Here is an 18,212-nt window from a genome sequence, read left to right as displayed (position 1 = left end):
ATCAGGGGCTGGGATCAGGGGCTGGGATCAGGTCCTGTCTCTCGGACCATGTCCGGTGTCACCCACCTACCACCCCAGTATCACCAACTACCATTACGCGTCATCTGAGCGACGAGAACATCGGCGCCAACATCGCGCTGGTTCCAGGGCTCGCTCATGCCCCGGGCGCTTCTGGCGTGCCCCCGCCGAAAGGTGGCCCGGCAGCTCAGCGACGTATCGTTGCTGATGTCTGAGACGTGGAGGCAATCATGACCACACCACGGGACCTGTTGCTCGTCGCCATGGGCATGGAAGCCAGCCGCCCTGTAGAACAAGGCGACCTGTCGCTCGCACTCGCGGGAGCCGAGGCGATCGACCTCCTCGATCACCGAGCCATCAGACTGGTCGATGACCGCATCGTGCCCAGCCACCCGTCGGCGACAGGCGATCGCCTCCTGGATGAGGCCGTGTCCTCCCTCGTCCGTCAAGAGCCCTACGAGTCGGTCGATGACTGGCTGTGGCGCAGAGGTCGCGGCCTGTCCTCGGTCTATCGGGACGCTCTGGTCGCCGAAGGGCAACTGACCGGGCAACGCGCTCGGCGGATGCTCTTCCGGAGCCGTAAGCCGGTGCCGGCCGATTCGTCCGCTCACGACCAGGCGGCCAACCGCTGGAGCTCACACGAGCCCGTCCTCGCCGCGCTCGCGGCGGCCGTCGGGATTCAGGACAGCCGAACGGCAGACTCCCCGAGCATGACCGAGGTCGACGACGCGGTGGCGACGATCCTGGCCGCAGTCAACGGCGCGGTGATCGAACTGGGAGCCACACGACAACAGCGAGCCATCGAAGCCTCGGCCTTCGACAACATCTGGCGAGGCGAGTGACGAGGGCACGCGCTCGCCGGCCACCGAGGCGGCAGCCACACTGACCATTCCCGGAACCGGCCCGCTGCCCCGGAAGCCGCCCCACGCCCCGGCACACCACAACGCTGCGCCGCCGACCTGCAGCCGGCCGCCGGCCGGCCCCTCAGCAGTGGCCGGCTTGCAGCGCAGCCCGCTCCAGCACGCGCCGGTAGTTCCCCCACCACGCTGATCGCCCGGCAGTCCGCTCCGTGCTCGGTCGCGATCTGCCCTTGAAACGGGGGTGAGTTGAACGATCAGACTGTAACGTCGATCTCGTGCTGGCTACAGTTCTCGGGCTGACCGGCGGCCTCGCGGCCGCAATCATCGGTGCGTGGGCGGCGCTTCGCGCTCGGCGCCCGCCGAAATCGCAGGTCGAACTGGTCGACGTGACCATTGCGACGCCGTCGGGTTCGGCCTCGGGTCCGCGGGACATGTCTCCTGTGCTCGATGTGAAGGTACGCAACACAGGAGGCCAGTCGGCCGTACTCAAGCGACTCGTGGTGCGCGTGCACCGGGCTGTCCGGTGCGGGAGCATGTTCTCCGGCATGCGGCTCACGCCCTACCGCGCGATGTGGGTCGGCGCCCTCTTGCCGGTGTCCGCCACGTACGACGCCGCGATACCGCCGCCCGAAGATGCCGGCGGTTCCCGGGCCGTCATCGACCTCTCTCAGGTGGTTGCGCAGGGAGAGGCGGATCGGTTCGAGGTCCGCCTCGGCATGCAACCCACGTTCGACACGTACGTATACGAGCTGGACCTGGAGATCATCTACGACGGGAACGATCGCATGATGACCTCGCCGAGGGTGGCCGTCGCGTTCCCGCAGCATGGTTTCGTGTACTCGGCTGACGAGATCCGGACCGTGATCAGCCACTTCCTGGAGGACACGAGGGAGGTCCGCGAAGCGATCGACAGAGAGATGACCGAACGCGGACTCCCCGTCCCTGACTGGGAATCAGCACCGCCCCGACGCCGCGCTGACCTACCGGACGGCCTCGTATCGGTGGACGGGAACGCGGACATCCTCTCCTCCGGCGCACAAGGAATCTATGAGGTTACGGAGGCGTTCTGGGACCCGCGACGAGCAATCACGGGCCATCTCCAGAGCTTCGAGCGGATGTATCGCCAACTCGTCGAGATCACTGTCGGCGCGGCAGTCGCCGACGAGGTTCTGACGGCGTCGCTCCCGCTGGCCGAGGCCACCCTCGCTCAACTTCCGGCGCTGTACGCGGAATTCCGGGTGCCGACGACCGCGGAGGTCGAGCGCGTCGGTGAACCGGCGGGCACGAAGCAGCCGGCCAAGCTGATGGCGGAGATCCTGGATCGCCACAGCGAATCCGCGGCACGAGCATCGGCATTTGAGGAACTGCGGAGCCGTATCCGTGCCCGTGACGAGGGGACCTTCTGGTTCCTCGGTCAGTTGCTGGCAGAGGAGGACCGCCGGAACTCGTGGCTTGCCCACATCGGCCTTGGCACGATGCCGAACGGGGCCTCAGCAGCCGAGCTGCTGGACGAGTTCCTCCGGCTCCGGAGTCCGGACGATCGGGACTCCTTCAACGTCCGGCGCGACCTGGCCAATCGCCGGGGTAGCCGTGACGCCGCGGGCGCTGCGGCTGCGCTTGGGACACTCCTGGACGACCAGTCACGGGCACTGGGGCGCGAGCACCCCGACACTTGTGCCACGCGCATCGAAGTCTTCCAGTTTCTGATGGAGGCGGGCGACATGGCCGCCGCCGCCACGGTTGCTGCCGATATCGTCGCCGACCAGCGTCGGACGGTGGGACCGGATCACCGGCACACCTTTCTCTACCGGCACAACCTCGGATTCTGCCTGGGTGAAGCAGGGGATCACCAGGGTGCCGTCGACGTGTTCACCGAACTTCTCGGCGATGCCATGCGGGTGCTGGGTCCCGACACTCCCAACACCCTTGATGTCCGTCATGAGCTGGCCCGATGGCGAGGGAGGGCGGGGGACGCCGCGGGTGCCGCCGCCGAGTTCGCCGAAATAGTCCCGGACCGCATCCGCATCCAGGGGCCCGACCACCCGCATACGCTCATGTCGCGGCACAACCTGGCGCTGTGGACGGGCGAAGCGGGGGACTCCACGGGCGCCGCCGCCGCATTCGCCGAACTAGTAGTCGACCGACGGCGAGTGCTGGGGCCGGAACACCCCGACACCCTCAAGAGCGAGCGCGCCCTGGCCCACTGGCGAGAGCAGCCTGGTCCTCACAGTCCCACTGTCCAATGACAGGATGTCTCACGTGGTGATGGCATGAGCTGCGGCATCATTGCCGGTTGTGGGTGCCGATTGTCGCAGCGGCTGGTTCCTGACCGTCTGTAGGAGCTGGTCACCCCATTATTGCCGCCTTCAACCCCCGGCCGAAGGGCGGCGGGACCGCTCCGTGCGACGAGCGGACTGTGCCTACAGCGGGGAGCCCACGACAAAGCCGCCCATAATCGAGCGCCTGCCGCCTTCTTGTGCGTGCGTACGAATGCCGGCCTCGCGTTGTTGTTACAGGTCCGTGGCTTGAGCAGAGCGGTGTCCATGGGAGTGGTCGGTGCGTGCATGCCAGAGCCGGCAAGGGCTGCTCTTGGTCCCGCAAGGGTCGGTGTAGCAATCAGCGATTGTCAGGGCCACGCAGCGGGGACTTCATGCGCTACACAACAGACGGTTACGGAAATGTCCGCTTTTAGAAACATGAAACGCCATTCCGTTGTTCAGCTGTGCCGTTGCTTCACAGTGATGGTCCTCGGCCCCACCGGGGTCGAGACACCGAACCGCACGGCCGACTCGAGAACACGTCCGGCCTGCAACAGCTTGAGGGAGCATCAGATGTCTGCTTCTGTCATCGCCCGCCGATTCACGGCCGCCGCGCTCGCCGCCGGTTGCCTGCTCGGCGCGGCCACGGTCTCGGCTGCCGCCGACGACGACCCGGGCCGTCACCACCGGGCGCCGCACTCCTCCGACGACCGCGGCCGCGACCACCGCTCGCCGTTCCCGTCGGACGACCGAGGGCGTGACCACCGCCCGCCGTTCTCCTCGGACGACCGCGGCCGGGACCACCGCACGCCGTTCCCCTCCGACGACCGCCCCGGCCGTCACCACTGGGGACCGTTCCCCTCCGACGACCGCCCCGGCCGTCACCACACGCCGAACTACTCCTCGGTCGTGATCAGCAACGTCCGTGCCGACAGCCCGGGATTCGACGACGGCTCGAACTGGTCCCTGAACGGCGAGTGGGTCGAGATCGCCAACACCTCGCGCCGAAGCGTCAACCTGAACGGCTGGACACTGCGCAACGAGGACGGCACCCGCTACCGCTTCGGCTACCTGCGTCTGGAGGCCCGCTCCACCATCCGAGTCCACACCGGCGTCGGCCGTGACACCCGCTACGACGTCTACCAGGACCGTCGCCACTACGTGTGGGACAACCGCTCCGACACCGCGGCCCTGTACGACGACGCGGGCCGTCTCGTCGACATCACCTCGTGGGGCCGCCACCGCTGACCCACGACGGGGCACGAAGCAGTCCCGATGAGGCCCGCAACCGCCGGGAAACCCTTGGCACATACGGGCCAGGCATGACGTCGCCGACACGACGCCGGCCTCCAGGACCATGGCTTGGTCCTGGAGGCCGGCGTCATGCCTGGCCCGTATCAGCCGCCGGTCCTCCGCGCAGGACGTACGCGTCCGTGGGCTGACGTCCTGGCTGCAGGCCCAGACGGCCCAGCTCGAAGCGGAGCACGACGCGGCCTGCCCCCGGGCGCGTCACCGCCGGCGGAACCGACACGGACGCCACGTTCTCGGCGCCGGCAGGCACGCCCGTCACCAACGCCGCGGCTCGCTGCCGACGATCGGCTCCGAAGGCTTGCCGTCCACCCCGACCGGTACGTCACCGGCCAGCATCACCCGGTGCATGATCCGCGGGTGATCGAGATGGGCGGTATCGGCGGGGGCCAGATGGATGGTGGACCGGTTGTCCCAGAACGCCACACTGCCCGGCTCCCAACGGAAGCGGACAGTGTATTCGGGCCGGGTCGCCTGCTCCAGCAGCATGTCGAGCAGCAGCCGGCTCTCGGCACGCGAGACGTCCTGGATCTGCTCGAGGTAGTAGCCGTTGACGAACAGCACCCGCTCCCCCGTCTCCGGGTGTACCCGCACGAGGGGATGCACCGACGCGACCTGATGTTCGAGCAGGTGGCGCACGTACGCGTCGTCACCCGGCCGCGCCTGATATCCGACGCCGAGCCGGTGTTCGGCGCGCAGTCCGTCCACGAAGTCGCGTACCGGCTTGGACAGCCCTGCGTACGCGGCCGCGAGATTGGACCAGGTCGTGTCACCGCCGTACGGCGGGACGGTTTCAGCGCGCAGGATCGTCGCCGCCGGCGGGTCGATACGCGCACCATGATCGCAGTGCCAGCCCCGCAGCGGGGAGTGGCGGCGCCGCTGCAGCCACTCGGCGTGCTCCATGCCGTAACGCCCGCCCAGCTCCAGCCGGTCAGCCGTCGTCTCGATCTCCGGGACGTCCTGCGGAGAGGCACTGCCGCGCCGCCTGAGGACGACGGGTTCACCGAACCGGCGTGCGAACGCCACATGTCCGGTGTGATCCAGGCGCTGTCCGCGGAAGAACACCACCTTCCACCGCAGCACTGCAGCCCGGATCACCGCCACCACCGCGTCCTCCAGGGGATCCCCCAGGTCGACTCCTGTGATCTCGGCTCCGATATGGCCGGCGACCGGCTTCACCTCCACCCCGGGCACCCGCACCGTCTCCACCGCGACGGCCGGTAACGCCTCGCTCCCCTTACCGCTGTCCGTCGTCATACGCGCTCCGATCGTCCTTGCGTGCCCACTGGTTCTGTGATCGTGACAGCCTCCGCCGTTCACCGCGACAGGGCCTCGCAGCGGAGCCGCGTCGGGTGCTGGGGCAGGGCCGCGTTCGCGTTCGGCTGCCTCAGCTTCGTCCAGTTCCTGGTCGTATCCGTCATCGTCGCAGCGGCCGACACTGCTGGGAGATCGCGGCCACCAGGGGCGGGCGGGTGCCAGCCGCCAGGCCGTGTTTTATGAAGCCGGTGGTGACCTAACGGGGCGTTTTGGCATGATGGTCGTCAATGAGAACACAGGTGACGTTCGACTGTGCCGACCCGCATGCTCAGGCCGCGTTCTGGGCGAAGGTGTTCGGCTCCGCGGTGGAAGACCATTCGGCGCTGGTCGACCAACTGGTCGCTGACGGTCGCATGCCCGCGGACGACAGGATCGTGGTCAACGGCCGCTCCGCGTTTCGGGATGTGGCAGCGTGCAGCGACCCAACCGGAGTGGAGCCCCGGCTGTACTTCCAGCGTGTCCCCGAAGGCAAGGTCGCCAAGAACCGGGTGCACCTTGACATCCATGTGGATGCCGAGGAGAAGGGAGCTGAGGTGGAACGGCTGGTCGGGCTTGGCGCGCAACTGGTCGAGACGCACAGCGACCGCGGACCGCTGACGTACGTCATGCGTGATCCGGAAGGCAACGAGTTCTGCCTGCACTGACTATCTCGCCCAGTAGGGTTGGCGACGTGTCGTTGATCGGCAACAGGCGAGGTCTCCGGTAGATGGTTCCTCGGCCAAGAGGACCATCCGTCACGAGGCCTGATGACACGGCTCTCCATACCCTGCGGCCCCGCGCAGCGCGATGCTCGAGGCACGCAAGGGGGCTGAAGGGCCGGTACCAGGCCGAGCCCTCCGACGCCAAGTCGACGCCGAGGACCTGCTGCAGCACGATTTGCCCGTGCGTGGACAGCACCGGCCCCGGCCCCTGTACACGACGCTCGTCGGGGTCTGGCGCGGCTCCCCCGTCAGGATTGGCCGGCGGTTCCGCGGTGCCGACGATGAAGCTGCCGCCCACTGTCCGCACATCGGCTGACCACCCCGGCGTGGCGAGCTTGGCAGTGAGCTCACCAGCGTCGTGGAACACCTTCACGATACTTGCGCCAGTTCCTTGATGCCGGGGACTCCGTGTATCGCGGGCGTATCGAAAATCGCATACGCCACCGCAACAGCCCTCCGTCTCCAATGGGGCCATGAACCATGACGCATCCCTGTCAGCATCGCCCCGCCACACACGCAGGATCGTGCTCCTCAGCCTGGCGATCCTCGGCATGGCGAGCGCCGTGTTCGTCGTGCGGCGGCCGCTCATGATGTCCGCTCCGAGGTGCATGGCCGGGCGGTGGCACGGCTGCTACGACACGTTCAACGGTGTGGTGCTCATGACGTTGGTCGCGCTGCCGTTGGCCGCGCTGGTGGTGTGGGCTCTGGCGCGCCGTCGGCGTGCCGCCGGCGTCACAGCGGCGTGGCGGATGTCGCTGTCCGAGGTAGGCATGGTCCACGGGACGGTGCCGCTCGTATGGCTGACCATGATGCCGGGCGCCGGGGCCGGCACCGTCCCCGCCCGGGTGAGCCTGGTACCGCTGCGGGACCTGGTCACGATGGGGCCCCTCGGGATCGTCGGCAACCTGCTGATCTTCGCGGCGCTGGGGTTCTTCGCCCCGATGCGGTTCGCGGCGCTGGCGTCCGTGCCGCGAATCCTGGCCCTCGGGGCGGGCTGCTCGGTCCTGGTCGAAACCGCACAGTACGTCCTGCGGCTTGACCGGGTGTCCTCCGTGGACGACGTACTGGTCAACGCCGCCGGCGCCGTGCTGGCCGCGCTGGCGTCGCGCCGCTGGTGGCGCACTACGCCAAAGGCGCCGTCGGACCAGCCTCGCCCCGCACTGGCACCGGCAGGCTGAATCGCGCGTCCGGTGTGCACACGTCTTCGCATACGTCTTCGCATACGTCGGCGATATGTGGTGCTGCTTAGGCTTCCGACATGCGCGTACTGATCGTGGAGGACGAGCCCTACCTCGCCGAAGCCGTCCGTGACGGTCTGCGGCTGGAGGCGATCGCCGCCGACATCGCCGGCGACGGTGACTCCGCCCTGGAACTGCTCAGCGTCAACTCCTACGACCTCGCGGTCCTCGACCGCGACATCCCCGGCCCCTCCGGCGACGAGGTCGCCCGGCGCATCGTCGCCTCCGGCAGCGGCATCCCGATCCTCATGCTCACCGCTGCCGACCGGATCGACGACAAGGCCTCCGGGTTCGAGCTCGGCGCCGACGACTACCTCACCAAACCGTTCGAGCTGCGGGAGCTCGTCCTGCGGCTGAGGGCGCTCGACCGCAGACGCGCGTACGCCCGGCCCCCGGTCCGCGAGATCGCGGGCCTGCGGCTCGACCCCTTCCGCCGGGAGGTCTTCCGCGACGGACGCTACGTCGCGCTCACCCGCAAACAGTTCGCCGTGCTGGAAGTCCTCGTCGCCGCCGAGGGCGGGGTCGTCAGCGCCGAAGAGTTGCTGGAACGGGCCTGGGACGAGAACACCGACCCCCTCACCAACGCCGTGCGCATCACCGTCTCCGCACTGCGCAAACGGCTCGGCGAACCATGGATCATCGCCACGGTGCCCGGCGTCGGCTACCGCATCGACACCGGCCCCGACACCACCCGCCCCGGCAGTACACATGCATAGACGCCCAGGGCTCAGCGCCCGACTGAAACTCACCCTCAGCTACGCCGGGTTCCTCGCCATCGCCGGAGCTCTCCTGCTGGCCGTGGTGTGGCTGTTCCTGCTGCGCTACGTACCCGACAACCCCCAGGGCCTTCTCGGGATCGCGCCCAACCGCTACCTCCTCGTGCGCACTTTCGCCCCCGCCGCGGCCGTGGCGATGGTCTTCCTGCTCGTGTTCGGCCTCGTCGGGGGATGGATCCTCGCCGGCCGGATGCTCGCACCGCTCACACAGATCACGGCCGCGGCACGGATGGCCGGGAACGGATCGCTGTCCCACCGGATCCGCATGGACGGCCGCCGGGACGAATTCCGTGAACTCGCCGACGCATTCGACACCATGCTCGAACAACTCGAGTCGCACGTCGCCGAGCAGCAGAGGTTCGCCGCGAACGCCTCCCACGAACTGCGCACCCCGCTGGCCATCTCGCAGACGCTGCTCGACGTCGCCCGCAGGGACCCCACGCGGGACCACGACGAACTCTTCGAACGCCTTCAGGCTGTCAATACGCGCGCGATCGGCCTCACCGAGGCCCTCCTGCTGCTCAGCCGCAGCGACCGCGGGAACTTCACCCGCGAGAGCGTCGACCTCTCCCTCGTCGCCGAAGAGGCCGCCGAAACCCTGCTTCCCCTCGCCGAACAGCGCCGGATCACGCTCGACGTCACCGGCGGGGCGGCCCAGACCAGTGGCTCCGCGGAGCTCCTGCTGCGGATGGTGACGAACCTCGTCCAGAACGCCATCGTCCACAACCTCCCCGCCGACGGCACCGTAACGGTGCACACCGAAGCGCAGCACGACGCGAGCGTGCTGCGGGTCGAGAACACGGGCCATCCGCTCCCACCGGAACTGGTACCGACCCTCACCGAACCATTCCAGCGCGGAACAGAACGCGTACGCACCGACGAGCACGCCGGCGTCGGGCTCGGCCTTGCCATCGTGCACAGCATCGTCCGCGCCCACGACGGGACCCTCGACCTCGTCCCCCGCCCCGCCGGCGGTCTCCTCGTCACGGTTCGTCTTCCCGGCACGCCGTAGGCATGTCTACACGCCGTAGGCATGTCTAGTGGAGTACGCGCGGGTTCCGTTGGAGCGCCAGCCGCTGAACCCGAGGGCGTTCATCACGGATCTGAAGAAGCACATGGCCGCCGGCCTGGACCAGCTGTCGGCCGCGCTCGCGGACGGATCGGCGGGCGGGCGAAGGTCACCACCCGCAAGGGGGAGCCGTGGATCACGGTGCCGAAGCTGGAGCCGCTGGCCGAGCCCACCGGCCTGGCGGCGCTCAAGGGGGGTGCGGCGGCGGGGGACGGCGGCGGCCGACCCCCGCCGCCGCACCGCGTGCAGACGACGCATCGTCGTGATGCTGTGGGTCGCCGTCCTGGCCGCCATCGGCATCGGCGCCATGAGTGCGCCCGGCACATCCCTCGACCGCTACCACGCCACCAACCAGCCCCAAGTCACCGCGGCCCAGGCCCGGTTGGAGGGGCTCACCCCCCGTGAACGCGACATACTCGCCCTGCTCGCGCAGGGCGACTCCAACGCCGACATCGCCACTTGTCTCGCCATGCGCGAGAGCCCCGTCAAGGCCCACGTGAGCCGCATCCTGACCGCGCTGGAGGTCACCAACCGCGTCCAAGCCGCCCTCGTGGCCCGCGACGCAGGCCTCACCACCTGACCAGAACGGCACCGAGCATTTTGTTACTGCCAGGTCGGCATGGCTGCCGCGGGGTAGCGGGAGCCGGCCGATCCGTGCGGCAGGATCTCCTGGATGCGGGCGAGATCCTCGGATGTGAGCGTGACCTGCGCGGCGGCCACGTTCTCTTCCAGACGCCGCGGGCTGCGGGTGCCCGGGATGGGAACGATGTCGTCGCCCTGTGCGAGCAACCAGGCCAGCGCCAGCTGGGTGACCGCGATGCCCTTACTCTGTGCCAGTGCGGTCAGCTCGCGGACCGCGGCGAGGTTCTTCTCGTAGTTGCCGGGCTGCCAGCGGTCGTCCTTGCTGCGCATGTCGTAGGCGGAGTATTCGTCGGCCGGCTTGACGGCGCCGGTGAGGAAGCCGCGGCCCAGCGGGGAATAGGGCACGAAGCCGATGCCCAGCTCCCGTACGACGGGCAGGACGTCGGCCTCCACGGCCCGCTCGAACACCGAGTACTCGGTCTGAAGCACCGAGACCGGCTGGACGGCGTGGGCGCGGCGGATCGTGTCGGGGCCGGCCTCGCTCAGGCCGAAGTAGCGGACCTTGCCTTCGGCGATCAGCTCCCCGACCGTACCCGCCACGTCCTCGATGGCGACGTCCGGGTCGACGCGGTGCTGGTACAGCACGTCGATGTGGTCGGTGTCCAGGTGGCGCAAGCTGTTCTCGGTGACCTCGCGGATGCGCTCGGGGCGGCTGTCCAGGGCGGCTCCGATCCTGGTCGGATCGGAGAGGTCGAAACCGAACTTGGTCGCGATCAGAATCTCGTCGCGGAAGCACTTCACGGCGCGCCCGAGGAGTTGCTCGTTGCTGCCGGTGCCCAAGCCGTACAGCTCTGCCGTGTCGAAGAGAGTGACCCCGAGTTCGTGGGCCCGGCTGATGGTGGCGATGCTGCTCTGGTCGTCCGAAGCCCCGTAGGCCATCGTCATGCCCATCGTGCCCAGACCGATCGTCCCGGCCTTGAGGCCCTGGCCGCCGAGGGTACGCTGAGGGAGGTTCGTGGTGTGCTGTGACATGCCTCAACGCTAGGGACTCGGCACCCGGCGGTCATGGGGCATGGATCGCACAGGATTGCCTGATCCTCTCAGCGTAGGAGTGCGTCGTGCTGGACCGACTCACCGCGGCAATCGACCGGCACTGCGTGGGACTGGGCTCGGACACCGCTGTCCCCCGACTCTTCCTGGTCGCGGTCGAAGAGCCCATCGAACCCACCGACCTGCTGTACGAGCCGATGATCTGCTTCGTCGCCAGCGGCACGAAACGCACCACCGCGGGAGAACTCAGACAGGTGGCGCGCCCCGGCGAGATGCTCCTCACCACGATCGACCTGCCCGTCACCATCGAGCTGGAGCAGGTGCCCTACCGGTCCGCCGTCATGCACATCGACGGCCAGGCGCTCACCGAGCTGCTCGTCGAGCTGGACGAGACCGGTCAGAGCGCCCCGGTGCCCGCTGAGGGGCAGGTTTGCGCGCCGATGACACCGGAACTCGTCGACGCGGTCACCCGCTGGGTCCAGCTCCTCGACACCCCCGAAGACATCCGCCCCCTCGCCCCCCGGATCGAGAGCGAGATCCTCTACCGGCTGCTGCGCAGCTCCCTCGGCCCCGTCCTGCGCCAGTGGTCGCCGGCAGACTCGGCCACGACCCGGATACGCGAGGTGGCCCGATGGATCTGCGCGCACTACACCGAGCCGCTCAGCATCGACGCGATCGCCGCCGCGGCACACATGAGCCCCGCCAGTCTGCACCGGCACTTCAAAGCGGCCACCGGCATGAGCCCGCTCAAGTACCAGAAAAACCTGCGGCTGCAAGAGGCACGGCGGCGCCTGGTAGCAGGCGACGCAACCGCGGCCCAGATCGCTCAGGCAGTCGGATACGTGAGCGCCACCCAGTTCAACCGCGAGTACCGCAGCACCTACGGCCTCCCGCCGGGCCAGGACGCGGCCCTGCTACGCACCCGACTCACCCACAGCCGCACTGCCACAACACGGCAGGCATAGGCGCAGGAAGTCAGACGGTCGGATGTCGGTCGGCAGCAACGTCCTACTGCCCACCCGCGGTCTTCACGGCGGCGGACCCGCCGGAGCAGGGACATCCGTCGGCGGTCTGCAGGGTCCGTTCCGCTGCGGCCATCACCACGACCTGGAAACTGGCCGATCTGACGCGAGGGCCGAAAGGCGCCCCTCGGCGAGACACTCGCCTCCGTCCAACGGACGGAACCTGATTGACCAGCCAGGATCCTCGGTCGTGCCAGAACCTGATTGACCAGCCAGGATCCTCGGCCGTGCCAGAAGCGGAGCAGCTATCGGCGGCGGCAGAGGAACTCATCGTGCGTCGGCGTGCGGGACGCACGCGAGACGATGTCGAAGCCGGCCCGCTCCAGCATGCCCTCCAGGACCCAGGCGTATGTGGAGAACTCCTCCCGAACGTGCGCCTCGAAGTCCGCCCGGGTGAAGCCCTGGCCCTCGGGGCGTCCTGAGGTTTCGATCCACCGCTGCAGATGCTCTGCGGCCTCGGCGGGCTCGAAACTGAAAATGACATCCCACAGGTAGAAGGTGCCGCCCGGCCGAAGCATGCCGGCCGCGTTGAGGAGCGCCTGCTGTTTCCAGAAGTCCGGTAGCTGGTGCAGGGCCGACTTGGTGGTCACCACGTCCGCAGGCCCCGCGCGGTGGGCGTAGTCCAAAAACCCGGCCCGGTGCCAGTGCGCGCCGGCACCGACCCGTTTCGCCCTGGCCTGGGCAAAGGCGAGCATCTCCTCCGAGACGTCGACGCCGTGCGCCTCGGCCCCGCGTCGTGCCGCCCGGATGACCAGCGAGCCGGTGCCGCATGCCAGATCGACCAGGCGGGTGCCCGTGACGACGCCGAGGCGGTCGAGCAACGCGTCGTCGGCGTCCGGGTCGGTGCCCTGGTTGCGGTCGTAGGCGGCGACCGCAGCCGGGCTGCCCAGGTCGATGCCGACGGGCTCGTACTCGCGGAAGAACCATACGGGGCGTGGACGGGTGCTGTCGCTTCGTGGCATGACCCGTTTGTAGGGTCCGGGCAGATCCAGCGGCAACAGCAACATTCGCAGCATGGCGTTCCGGAAGGTGAAAGATGCAGAACCATGACCAATACCGGCTCTTCCTTCATCTCGCCTCCACACTGAACTTCACCCGCACCGCGGCCGACTGCCACGTCAGCCCTGCTACGTTGTCCCGGACCGTGCAGCGGCTGGAGGCGGCTACCGGGCACCGGCTACTGGACCGCGGCCCGCACGGCGTCGCGCTGACCGAGCACGGCCACCACTTCCGCTGCTACGCGGCCGAAGCCCTGGAGCTGTGGGACCGCTACTGCGACAACGACCTCACAAGGGACCAACTCGGCGGAGAGTTACGGGTGTTCGCCTCGGTCACGGCCTGTCAGAGCCTGCTGCCCGACCTGCTCGCACCTCTCCGAGACGCCCATCCCCGGGTGCAGATCTCGGTGCGGACCGGTGACGCCGCAGCCGCCCTCGCGCTCCTCGACGACGGCGAGGCCGACCTCGCCGTCGCGGCCTTGCCCTCCCGGATTCCGGCTACCCTCCTCGCCCGCACCGTCGCCCGCACCCCCCTCGTGCTCGTCCGAGCCGACCCACCACGATCAAGCGCGCAGCTTCCTGCTCCCGACGAGCCGTTCGTACTCCCCAGACAGGGCCTGGTCCGAGACATCGCCAACCGGTGGTTCCGCCGCCTCGGCATCACACCACGCACAGCCGCGGAAGCCGACGGACACGAAGCCCTGCTCACCCTGGTCGCTCTCGACTACGGCACCGGCATCATCCCTGACCTCGTCCTGCGGCACTGCAGCATCCGGCACCGGCTCCACGTCGCCCCCGCCCCGTCCAGCCCCGGCGAACTCACCATCGGCGCGTGCATCCGGCGCACCGATCTCCACCGTCCCTTGGTCGCCGCCGCCTGGGCAGCCACAGGACCTGGTCAACCTTTACGGCCACAGCACTGACAGAGACTCCGTCAGGTCGTTACGGATCTTGCTGCTTGGCGTCTGATCCGGGGGAAGGAGCTGGTGGCAAGTGGTGCGGATGCCCGTCCAGCAGTTCAGCAGGTCTTAGCCCGACCGGATCGAGATCCGGTATGTGAACCCGGCCCCTCCGTCGAGCCCGCCGCCGATCGCCCACCCGGCTCTGGCCGCCGTCTGAACTGGCCTCCGCAGACGGATCATCGAGCGCGACCCGACCTGGATGCTGACCGACTGCCGCCGACTCAACCATGGGGACCGCCGACCCGACCGCGCACCGTTTCAGGTCGTAGGCGGGAGCGGGAAGTGGCATGCGGCGTGCTGGCCGGGGCGTACCTCGTTCATCTGTGGTTCTTCGGTGGCGCAGCGGTCCTGGGCCAGTGGGCAGCGGGTTCGGAACCGGCAGCCGTGCGGAGGCGACAGGGGTGAGGGCACATCGCCTTCGAGGGCGGGGCCGGCGAAGCCCTTGTCGGGGTCGGTCAGCGGAACGGAGTCGAGCAGGGCCCGGGTGTAGGGGTGAGCGGGGTTGGCGTAGACCTCGGCGGAGTCGCCGAACTCACAGACCTTGCCCAGGTACATGACCATGACGTTGTCGCTGATGGTGCGCACGACCCCGAGGTCGTGGGCGATGAACACGACGGTCAGGTCGTACTGGGCTTTGAGGTCCTCGATGAGGTTGAGGATCTGCGCTTGGACCGACACGTCCAGGGCGGACACCGGTTCGTCGCAGATCAGGAGACGGGGGCCAACGGCCAGGGCGCGGGCGATCGCGACGCGTTGGGCCTGGCCGCCGGAGAGCTGGCGGGGCAGCATGTCGGCGAATCGTTCGCCGTCGAGGCCGACTTGGGACATGACTGTGGCCGAGGCCGCGGCCCGCTCGTCCGCCGGACTGCCTGCGATCGCCAGGCCTTCGGCGACGATGTCCTTGACCGGGCGACGGGGGTTCAGCGAGGCCACCGGGTCCTGGAAGATCATCTGCATCTGGCGGCGGAGCGCGCGCATACGGCGCTCGTCGGCCTGCTCGATCCACTCTCCCGCGAACCTGATCCGCCCGGCGGTCACGCGGTCCAGCCGCAATACGGCCCGCCCGGTCGTGGTCTTGCCGCACCCGGACTCGCCGACGATCCCGAGCGTCTCCCCGGGCAGGACGTCGAAGCTGACCTTGGAGACCGCCTGCACGGTCCCCGCCTTGCCGGGGTAGTCGACGACCAGGTCCTCCACGCTGAGCAGCGCCTTGTCGCCGCGCAGGTGTGCGGTGCCGCTACCGGCCAAGGGGATCGCCTCCTGAAGCGAGCGTCGTGGGTGCCGTGGGTGCTGCCGCCGGATTGGCGCAGGCGACATGGTGGTCGGCGCCGACGGGTGCCAGGTACGGGTCGAGGTCGAGGCATTCCTCGGCGGCGTGCGCACAGCGCGCGGCGAAGCGGCAGCCTTCCGGCAGCTCCGTCGGATCCGGCAGCGAGCCGGGGATCAGACGGAGGGGGGTGTGCCGTTTGTGGTCGAGGGCGGGGGTGGCCGCCAGCAGCGCCCGGGTGTACCGGTGCCGGGGTGCGTCGAAGACCTCGCGGGTGGAGCCGGTCTCGGCAAGCCGGCCTGCATACATGACGGCTACCCGGTCGGTGCGGCCGGCGACCACCGCGAGGTCATGGCTGATCAGGATCAGGGACATGCTCCGCTCCCGCTGCACGCGGCGCAACAGGTCCAGGATCTGCCGTTGGACCGTCACATCCAGTGCGGTGGTCGGCTCGTCGGCGATCAGCAGATCGGGTTCGCAGGCCAGGGCGATGGCGATCACCACCCGCTGGCGCATGCCGCCGGACAGTTCGTGGGGGTAGTTCCGCAGCCGCCGCTCGGGGTCGGGCACACCGACCTCCCGCAGGAGACCGACCGCCCGGCCGCGGGCCTCGGACCTGCCGACGCCCAGCTGCCGGCGCATCCCCTCGGTCAGCTGGCGTTCGACCCGCACGACCGGGTTGAGGGGGCGGCCGGGGTCCTGGAAGACCATGGCGATCTGCTTGCCCCACACCTCCGACTGCTCCTTGCGGGAGAGGGACAGCAGGTCACGCCCCTGGAAGAACACCTCCCCCGAGCTCGCGGACCGCGGCGGCAGCAGGCCCATGAGGGCCCGGGCCATCACCGACTTGCCGGACCCGGACTCCCCCACGACCCCCAGGGCCTGGTCCCGTTCGACCTCCAGGGACACGCCGTCCACCGCGCGCACGGTCCCCCGCGGGGTGCCGATGTGGGTACGCAGATGGCGCACCCGTAGCAGGGGCTGGGTACTCACGGCCTCAGGCGGCCTCTCGTCCGACATGCTGCTCCCTCGACCGAGCGGATGGTGGAACGGGTCCGGTGGTCACCGGGCGGGCGGTGCCTACTTCTGGATCCACAGCTGCTCGGGCAGCAGCGAGCCCTCGCCGTACAGGACGATGCCGTGGACGTTCTTTCCCGTCACGGCACTGGGCGCGGAACGGCCGATGAAGATGCCCGGGACGAGCTCGGCCAGTCGCTCCTGCACCGTCTTGTACGCGGCGTTCCGCTCCTCGGTGGAGGTGGCGGTACGTCCCTTCAGCAGGGCGGCGTTCAGTGCCTCGTCGTCGACGCCGGACATGTTGGCGCGGGACTCGCCGTGGAAGGCGCTGTACAACCGGCTCTCGGGGTCGATGAAGTTGGCGGAGCTGACCAGCATGTCGAAGTCGTGCGTGGCGTGCAGTGCGAGGTTGTCCGCGTAGTCGACCACCTTGACCTTGACGTCGACGTTCTTGAACCGGCTCAGCTGGGTCTGCAGGCTCTCCGCCATGGCCCTGTTCTCCGTGGAGGGGAAGGTCTTGAAGGTGAAGGACACCGGCTTTCCGTCGGCCGCGAGTTCGTCGAAGAGCTTCTGCGCGGCATCCCGGTTCGTCTGCGTCAGCTTGATGTCCGAGTAGAACGGCGAGGTCTTCTCGAAGAGCGTGTCCGCCGCCTTCCCCTCGCCGTTGTAGACGGACTGCTTCATCGTCTCGAAGTCGAATGCCGCGGCGACGGCCTTCCGTGCCCGTACGTCGTCGAACGGCGCCCTGCGGGCGTTCATGGCCATATACATGCCGCCGCTGAGCGGTGCGGTGACGGTGGGGTACCCCGTGTCGGTGGCCTGGGCGATGTTCTTCCAGTTCGTCTCGATCGCCACGTCGGCGCCACCGCTCGTCATGGTGTCGATCCGCTGCTTGGTGTCCAGGGCCGGCCGTATGGTGAGACTGTCCAGGTAGGGCTTGGGGGCGTCGTAGTAGTCGGGGTTCTTGGCCAGTTCGATGGAGGCCTGGCGGGTCCACTTCTTGAGGGTGTAGGGGCCTGCGCCGACCGGCTTGGCGTCGAACGCCTGCCGGCCCGCCTTAAGCGCCTTCGGCGAGGCGATCCAGTTCAGCGTGGTGGAGAGCACTGCCTGCGCGTAGTTCGCGACCGGCTGGACCATGGTGACCTTGAGCGTGGTGGCGTCCACCACCTCGGTCGAGGCCATCAGCGAGGCCTCCTGGATGGTGTAGGACCCTGTGGCCGGGTCCTTGGTGCGGTCCCAGTTGAACTTCACGGCCGCGGCGTCCAGCGGAGTCCCGTCGGTGAACTTCAGCCCGTCACGCAGCTTCAGCTCGAAGGTCCTCCCGCCGTCCTCGGTGGTGAAGGACTCGGCCATCTTGAACTGCACCTTGCCCGTGCGCGTGTCGTTGGTCATCAGCGTGCCGTACAGTGCATTGCCCACGAAGCCGCCGGTCACCCATGAGTTGCCGGTGAGGGCGGGGTCCAGGCTCCGCGGCTCGCTGAGTTGCAGAACGCGCGCGGTGCCGCCGGAGACGGGCTTGCCGGCGGTGGCAGTGGAGCCTGACGACGTGCCAGAGCCGGCCCCGCCGCACGCCGTCGACAGGAGGAGCAGGGCGGTGCCGCAGGCCGCGGCGAGGTGAGCGAAGCGTCCATGTCGTCGGATCATCGTCGACCCTTCCTGAGCGGTGGGATGGGGACCTGACGTTTCTCGCTCTCCCGCATCACGGAGAGGGAGGGGCGGGTTTGTCGTGGAGCGCGTGCTGGGCTGCGGCCCCGGAGGGCGGGCCGCCG

Annotated in this window: 15 protein-coding genes and 1 pseudogene; 10 read left to right on the top strand and 6 right to left on the bottom strand. The window is 68.8% G+C overall.

The window, feature by feature from the left end; genetic code table 11:
- Nucleotides 1-248 precede the first annotated feature (248 nt).
- The 3 genes from H1D24_RS19425 to H1D24_RS44085 all read left to right on the top strand — a co-directional run bounded on the left by H1D24_RS19425 (nucleotide 249) and on the right by H1D24_RS44085 (nucleotide 4,384).
- A complete protein-coding gene (locus H1D24_RS19425; protein ID WP_181658878.1) occupies nucleotides 249-860 on the top strand; it encodes a GOLPH3/VPS74 family protein in 612 nt (203 codons plus the stop codon).
- Between the two features lie 293 nt (nucleotides 861-1,153).
- A complete protein-coding gene (locus H1D24_RS19420) occupies nucleotides 1,154-3,124 on the top strand; it encodes a tetratricopeptide repeat protein (RefSeq protein ID WP_181658877.1) in 1,971 nt (656 codons plus the stop codon).
- A 585-nt stretch (nucleotides 3,125-3,709) separates the two neighbouring features.
- Nucleotides 3,710-4,384: a lamin tail domain-containing protein gene (locus H1D24_RS44085; RefSeq protein WP_181658876.1), complete on the top strand. Its 675-nt coding sequence runs from the start codon at nucleotides 3,710-3,712 to the stop codon at nucleotides 4,382-4,384.
- Nucleotides 4,385-4,702: 318 nt separating this feature from the next.
- Here H1D24_RS44085 and H1D24_RS19410 read toward each other — a convergent pair whose 3' ends face one another.
- A complete protein-coding gene (locus H1D24_RS19410) occupies nucleotides 4,703-5,701 on the bottom strand; it encodes a TauD/TfdA dioxygenase family protein (RefSeq protein WP_181658875.1) in 999 nt (332 codons plus the stop codon).
- 299 nt (nucleotides 5,702-6,000) lie between these two features.
- Here H1D24_RS19410 and H1D24_RS19405 point away from each other — a divergent pair, with 299 nt between their 5' ends.
- The 5 genes and pseudogenes from H1D24_RS19405 to H1D24_RS19385 form a co-directional block, all read left to right on the top strand.
- Nucleotides 6,001-6,405 carry a VOC family protein gene (locus tag H1D24_RS19405; protein WP_309484390.1) on the top strand — a complete coding sequence of 135 codons (405 nt, stop codon included), beginning with the start codon at nucleotides 6,001-6,003 and terminating at the stop codon, nucleotides 6,403-6,405.
- Between the two features lie 530 nt (nucleotides 6,406-6,935).
- Nucleotides 6,936-7,640 (top strand): VanZ family protein, encoded by a 705-nt coding sequence (locus tag H1D24_RS19400; RefSeq protein ID WP_181658873.1) that lies wholly within the window; start codon nucleotides 6,936-6,938, stop codon nucleotides 7,638-7,640.
- An 80-nt stretch (nucleotides 7,641-7,720) separates the two neighbouring features.
- The gene (locus tag H1D24_RS19395) at nucleotides 7,721-8,416 is read left to right on the top strand and encodes a response regulator transcription factor (protein WP_181658872.1); all 696 of its coding nucleotides are present in this window, start codon (nucleotides 7,721-7,723) and stop codon (nucleotides 8,414-8,416) included.
- Nucleotides 8,409-9,488 carry a sensor histidine kinase gene (locus tag H1D24_RS19390; protein WP_181658871.1) on the top strand — a complete coding sequence of 360 codons (1,080 nt, stop codon included), beginning with the start codon at nucleotides 8,409-8,411 and terminating at the stop codon, nucleotides 9,486-9,488. Before H1D24_RS19395 ends, H1D24_RS19390 begins: the two co-directional genes overlap by 8 nt.
- Nucleotides 9,489-9,873: 385 nt before the next feature.
- A pseudogene (locus tag H1D24_RS19385) lies at nucleotides 9,874-10,125 on the top strand (response regulator transcription factor); the annotation flags it as partial.
- Nucleotides 10,126-10,148: 23 nt separating this feature from the next.
- Here H1D24_RS19385 and H1D24_RS19380 read toward each other — a convergent pair.
- Nucleotides 10,149-11,159: an aldo/keto reductase gene (locus H1D24_RS19380; RefSeq protein ID WP_181658870.1), complete on the bottom strand. Its 1,011-nt coding sequence runs from the start codon at nucleotides 11,157-11,159 to the stop codon at nucleotides 10,149-10,151.
- An 86-nt stretch (nucleotides 11,160-11,245) separates the two neighbouring features.
- Here H1D24_RS19380 and H1D24_RS19375 point away from each other — a divergent pair, with 86 nt between their 5' ends.
- Nucleotides 11,246-12,142: an AraC family transcriptional regulator gene (locus tag H1D24_RS19375; RefSeq protein WP_181658869.1), complete on the top strand. Its 897-nt coding sequence runs from the start codon at nucleotides 11,246-11,248 to the stop codon at nucleotides 12,140-12,142.
- A 302-nt stretch (nucleotides 12,143-12,444) separates the two neighbouring features.
- Here the strand turns inward: H1D24_RS19375 and H1D24_RS19370 are convergent, their stop codons facing one another.
- Nucleotides 12,445-13,161: a class I SAM-dependent methyltransferase gene (locus tag H1D24_RS19370; protein WP_181658868.1), complete on the bottom strand. Its 717-nt coding sequence runs from the start codon at nucleotides 13,159-13,161 to the stop codon at nucleotides 12,445-12,447.
- Nucleotides 13,162-13,235: 74 nt separating this feature from the next.
- On the opposite strand from H1D24_RS19370, the gene ilvY reads away from it, so the two are divergent.
- Nucleotides 13,236-14,120, top strand: coding sequence for an HTH-type transcriptional activator IlvY (gene ilvY, locus H1D24_RS19365; protein WP_181658867.1), 885 nt, complete (start codon nucleotides 13,236-13,238; stop codon nucleotides 14,118-14,120).
- Nucleotides 14,121-14,417: 297 nt separating this feature from the next.
- On the opposite strand, the gene H1D24_RS19360 is transcribed toward ilvY, so the two are convergent.
- From H1D24_RS19360 to H1D24_RS19350, 3 genes are all read right to left on the bottom strand, one after another.
- Complete coding sequence (locus H1D24_RS19360) at nucleotides 14,418-15,407, bottom strand: ABC transporter ATP-binding protein (protein ID WP_181658866.1); 990 nt, start codon at nucleotides 15,405-15,407, stop codon at nucleotides 14,418-14,420.
- Nucleotides 15,397-16,419 (bottom strand): ABC transporter ATP-binding protein, encoded by a 1,023-nt coding sequence (locus tag H1D24_RS19355; RefSeq protein WP_181658865.1) that lies wholly within the window; start codon nucleotides 16,417-16,419, stop codon nucleotides 15,397-15,399. The genes H1D24_RS19360 and H1D24_RS19355 overlap by 11 nt, the downstream gene beginning before the upstream one ends.
- Before the next feature lie 87 nt (nucleotides 16,420-16,506).
- A complete protein-coding gene (locus H1D24_RS19350; RefSeq protein WP_181658864.1) occupies nucleotides 16,507-18,087 on the bottom strand; it encodes an ABC transporter substrate-binding protein in 1,581 nt (526 codons plus the stop codon).
- Between the last annotated feature and the right edge of the window lie 125 nt (nucleotides 18,088-18,212).

Source organism: Streptomyces himalayensis subsp. himalayensis (assembly GCF_013778455.1).
GTDB classification, from domain to species: Bacteria; Actinomycetota; Actinomycetes; order Streptomycetales; family Streptomycetaceae; genus Streptomyces; species Streptomyces himalayensis.
Note: the sequence above shows the minus strand (reverse complement) of the source record. Positions and strands in the feature narration are given on the sequence as shown.

What these genes read in the sequence shown, in the direction of transcription:
- H1D24_RS44085 (WP_181658876.1), top strand. Translation starts at nt 3,710, where the DNA reads ATGTCTGCTTCTGTCATCGCCCGCCGATTCACGGCCGCCGCGCTCGCC.
- H1D24_RS19380 (WP_181658870.1), bottom strand. Translation starts at nt 11,159, where the DNA reads ATGTCACAGCACACCACGAACCTCCCTCAGCGTACCCTCGGCGGCCAG.
- H1D24_RS19350 (WP_181658864.1), bottom strand. Translation starts at nt 18,087, where the DNA reads ATGATCCGACGACATGGACGCTTCGCTCACCTCGCCGCGGCCTGCGGC.
- H1D24_RS19370 (WP_181658868.1), bottom strand. Translation starts at nt 13,161, where the DNA reads ATGCCACGAAGCGACAGCACCCGTCCACGCCCCGTATGGTTCTTCCGC.
- H1D24_RS19395 (WP_181658872.1), top strand. Translation starts at nt 7,721, where the DNA reads ATGCGCGTACTGATCGTGGAGGACGAGCCCTACCTCGCCGAAGCCGTC.
- H1D24_RS19400 (WP_181658873.1), top strand. Translation starts at nt 6,936, where the DNA reads ATGAACCATGACGCATCCCTGTCAGCATCGCCCCGCCACACACGCAGG.
- H1D24_RS19425 (WP_181658878.1), top strand. Translation starts at nt 249, where the DNA reads ATGACCACACCACGGGACCTGTTGCTCGTCGCCATGGGCATGGAAGCC.
- ilvY (WP_181658867.1), top strand. Translation starts at nt 13,236, where the DNA reads ATGCAGAACCATGACCAATACCGGCTCTTCCTTCATCTCGCCTCCACA.
- H1D24_RS19390 (WP_181658871.1), top strand. Translation starts at nt 8,409, where the DNA reads ATGCATAGACGCCCAGGGCTCAGCGCCCGACTGAAACTCACCCTCAGC.
- H1D24_RS19410 (WP_181658875.1), bottom strand. Translation starts at nt 5,701, where the DNA reads ATGACGACGGACAGCGGTAAGGGGAGCGAGGCGTTACCGGCCGTCGCG.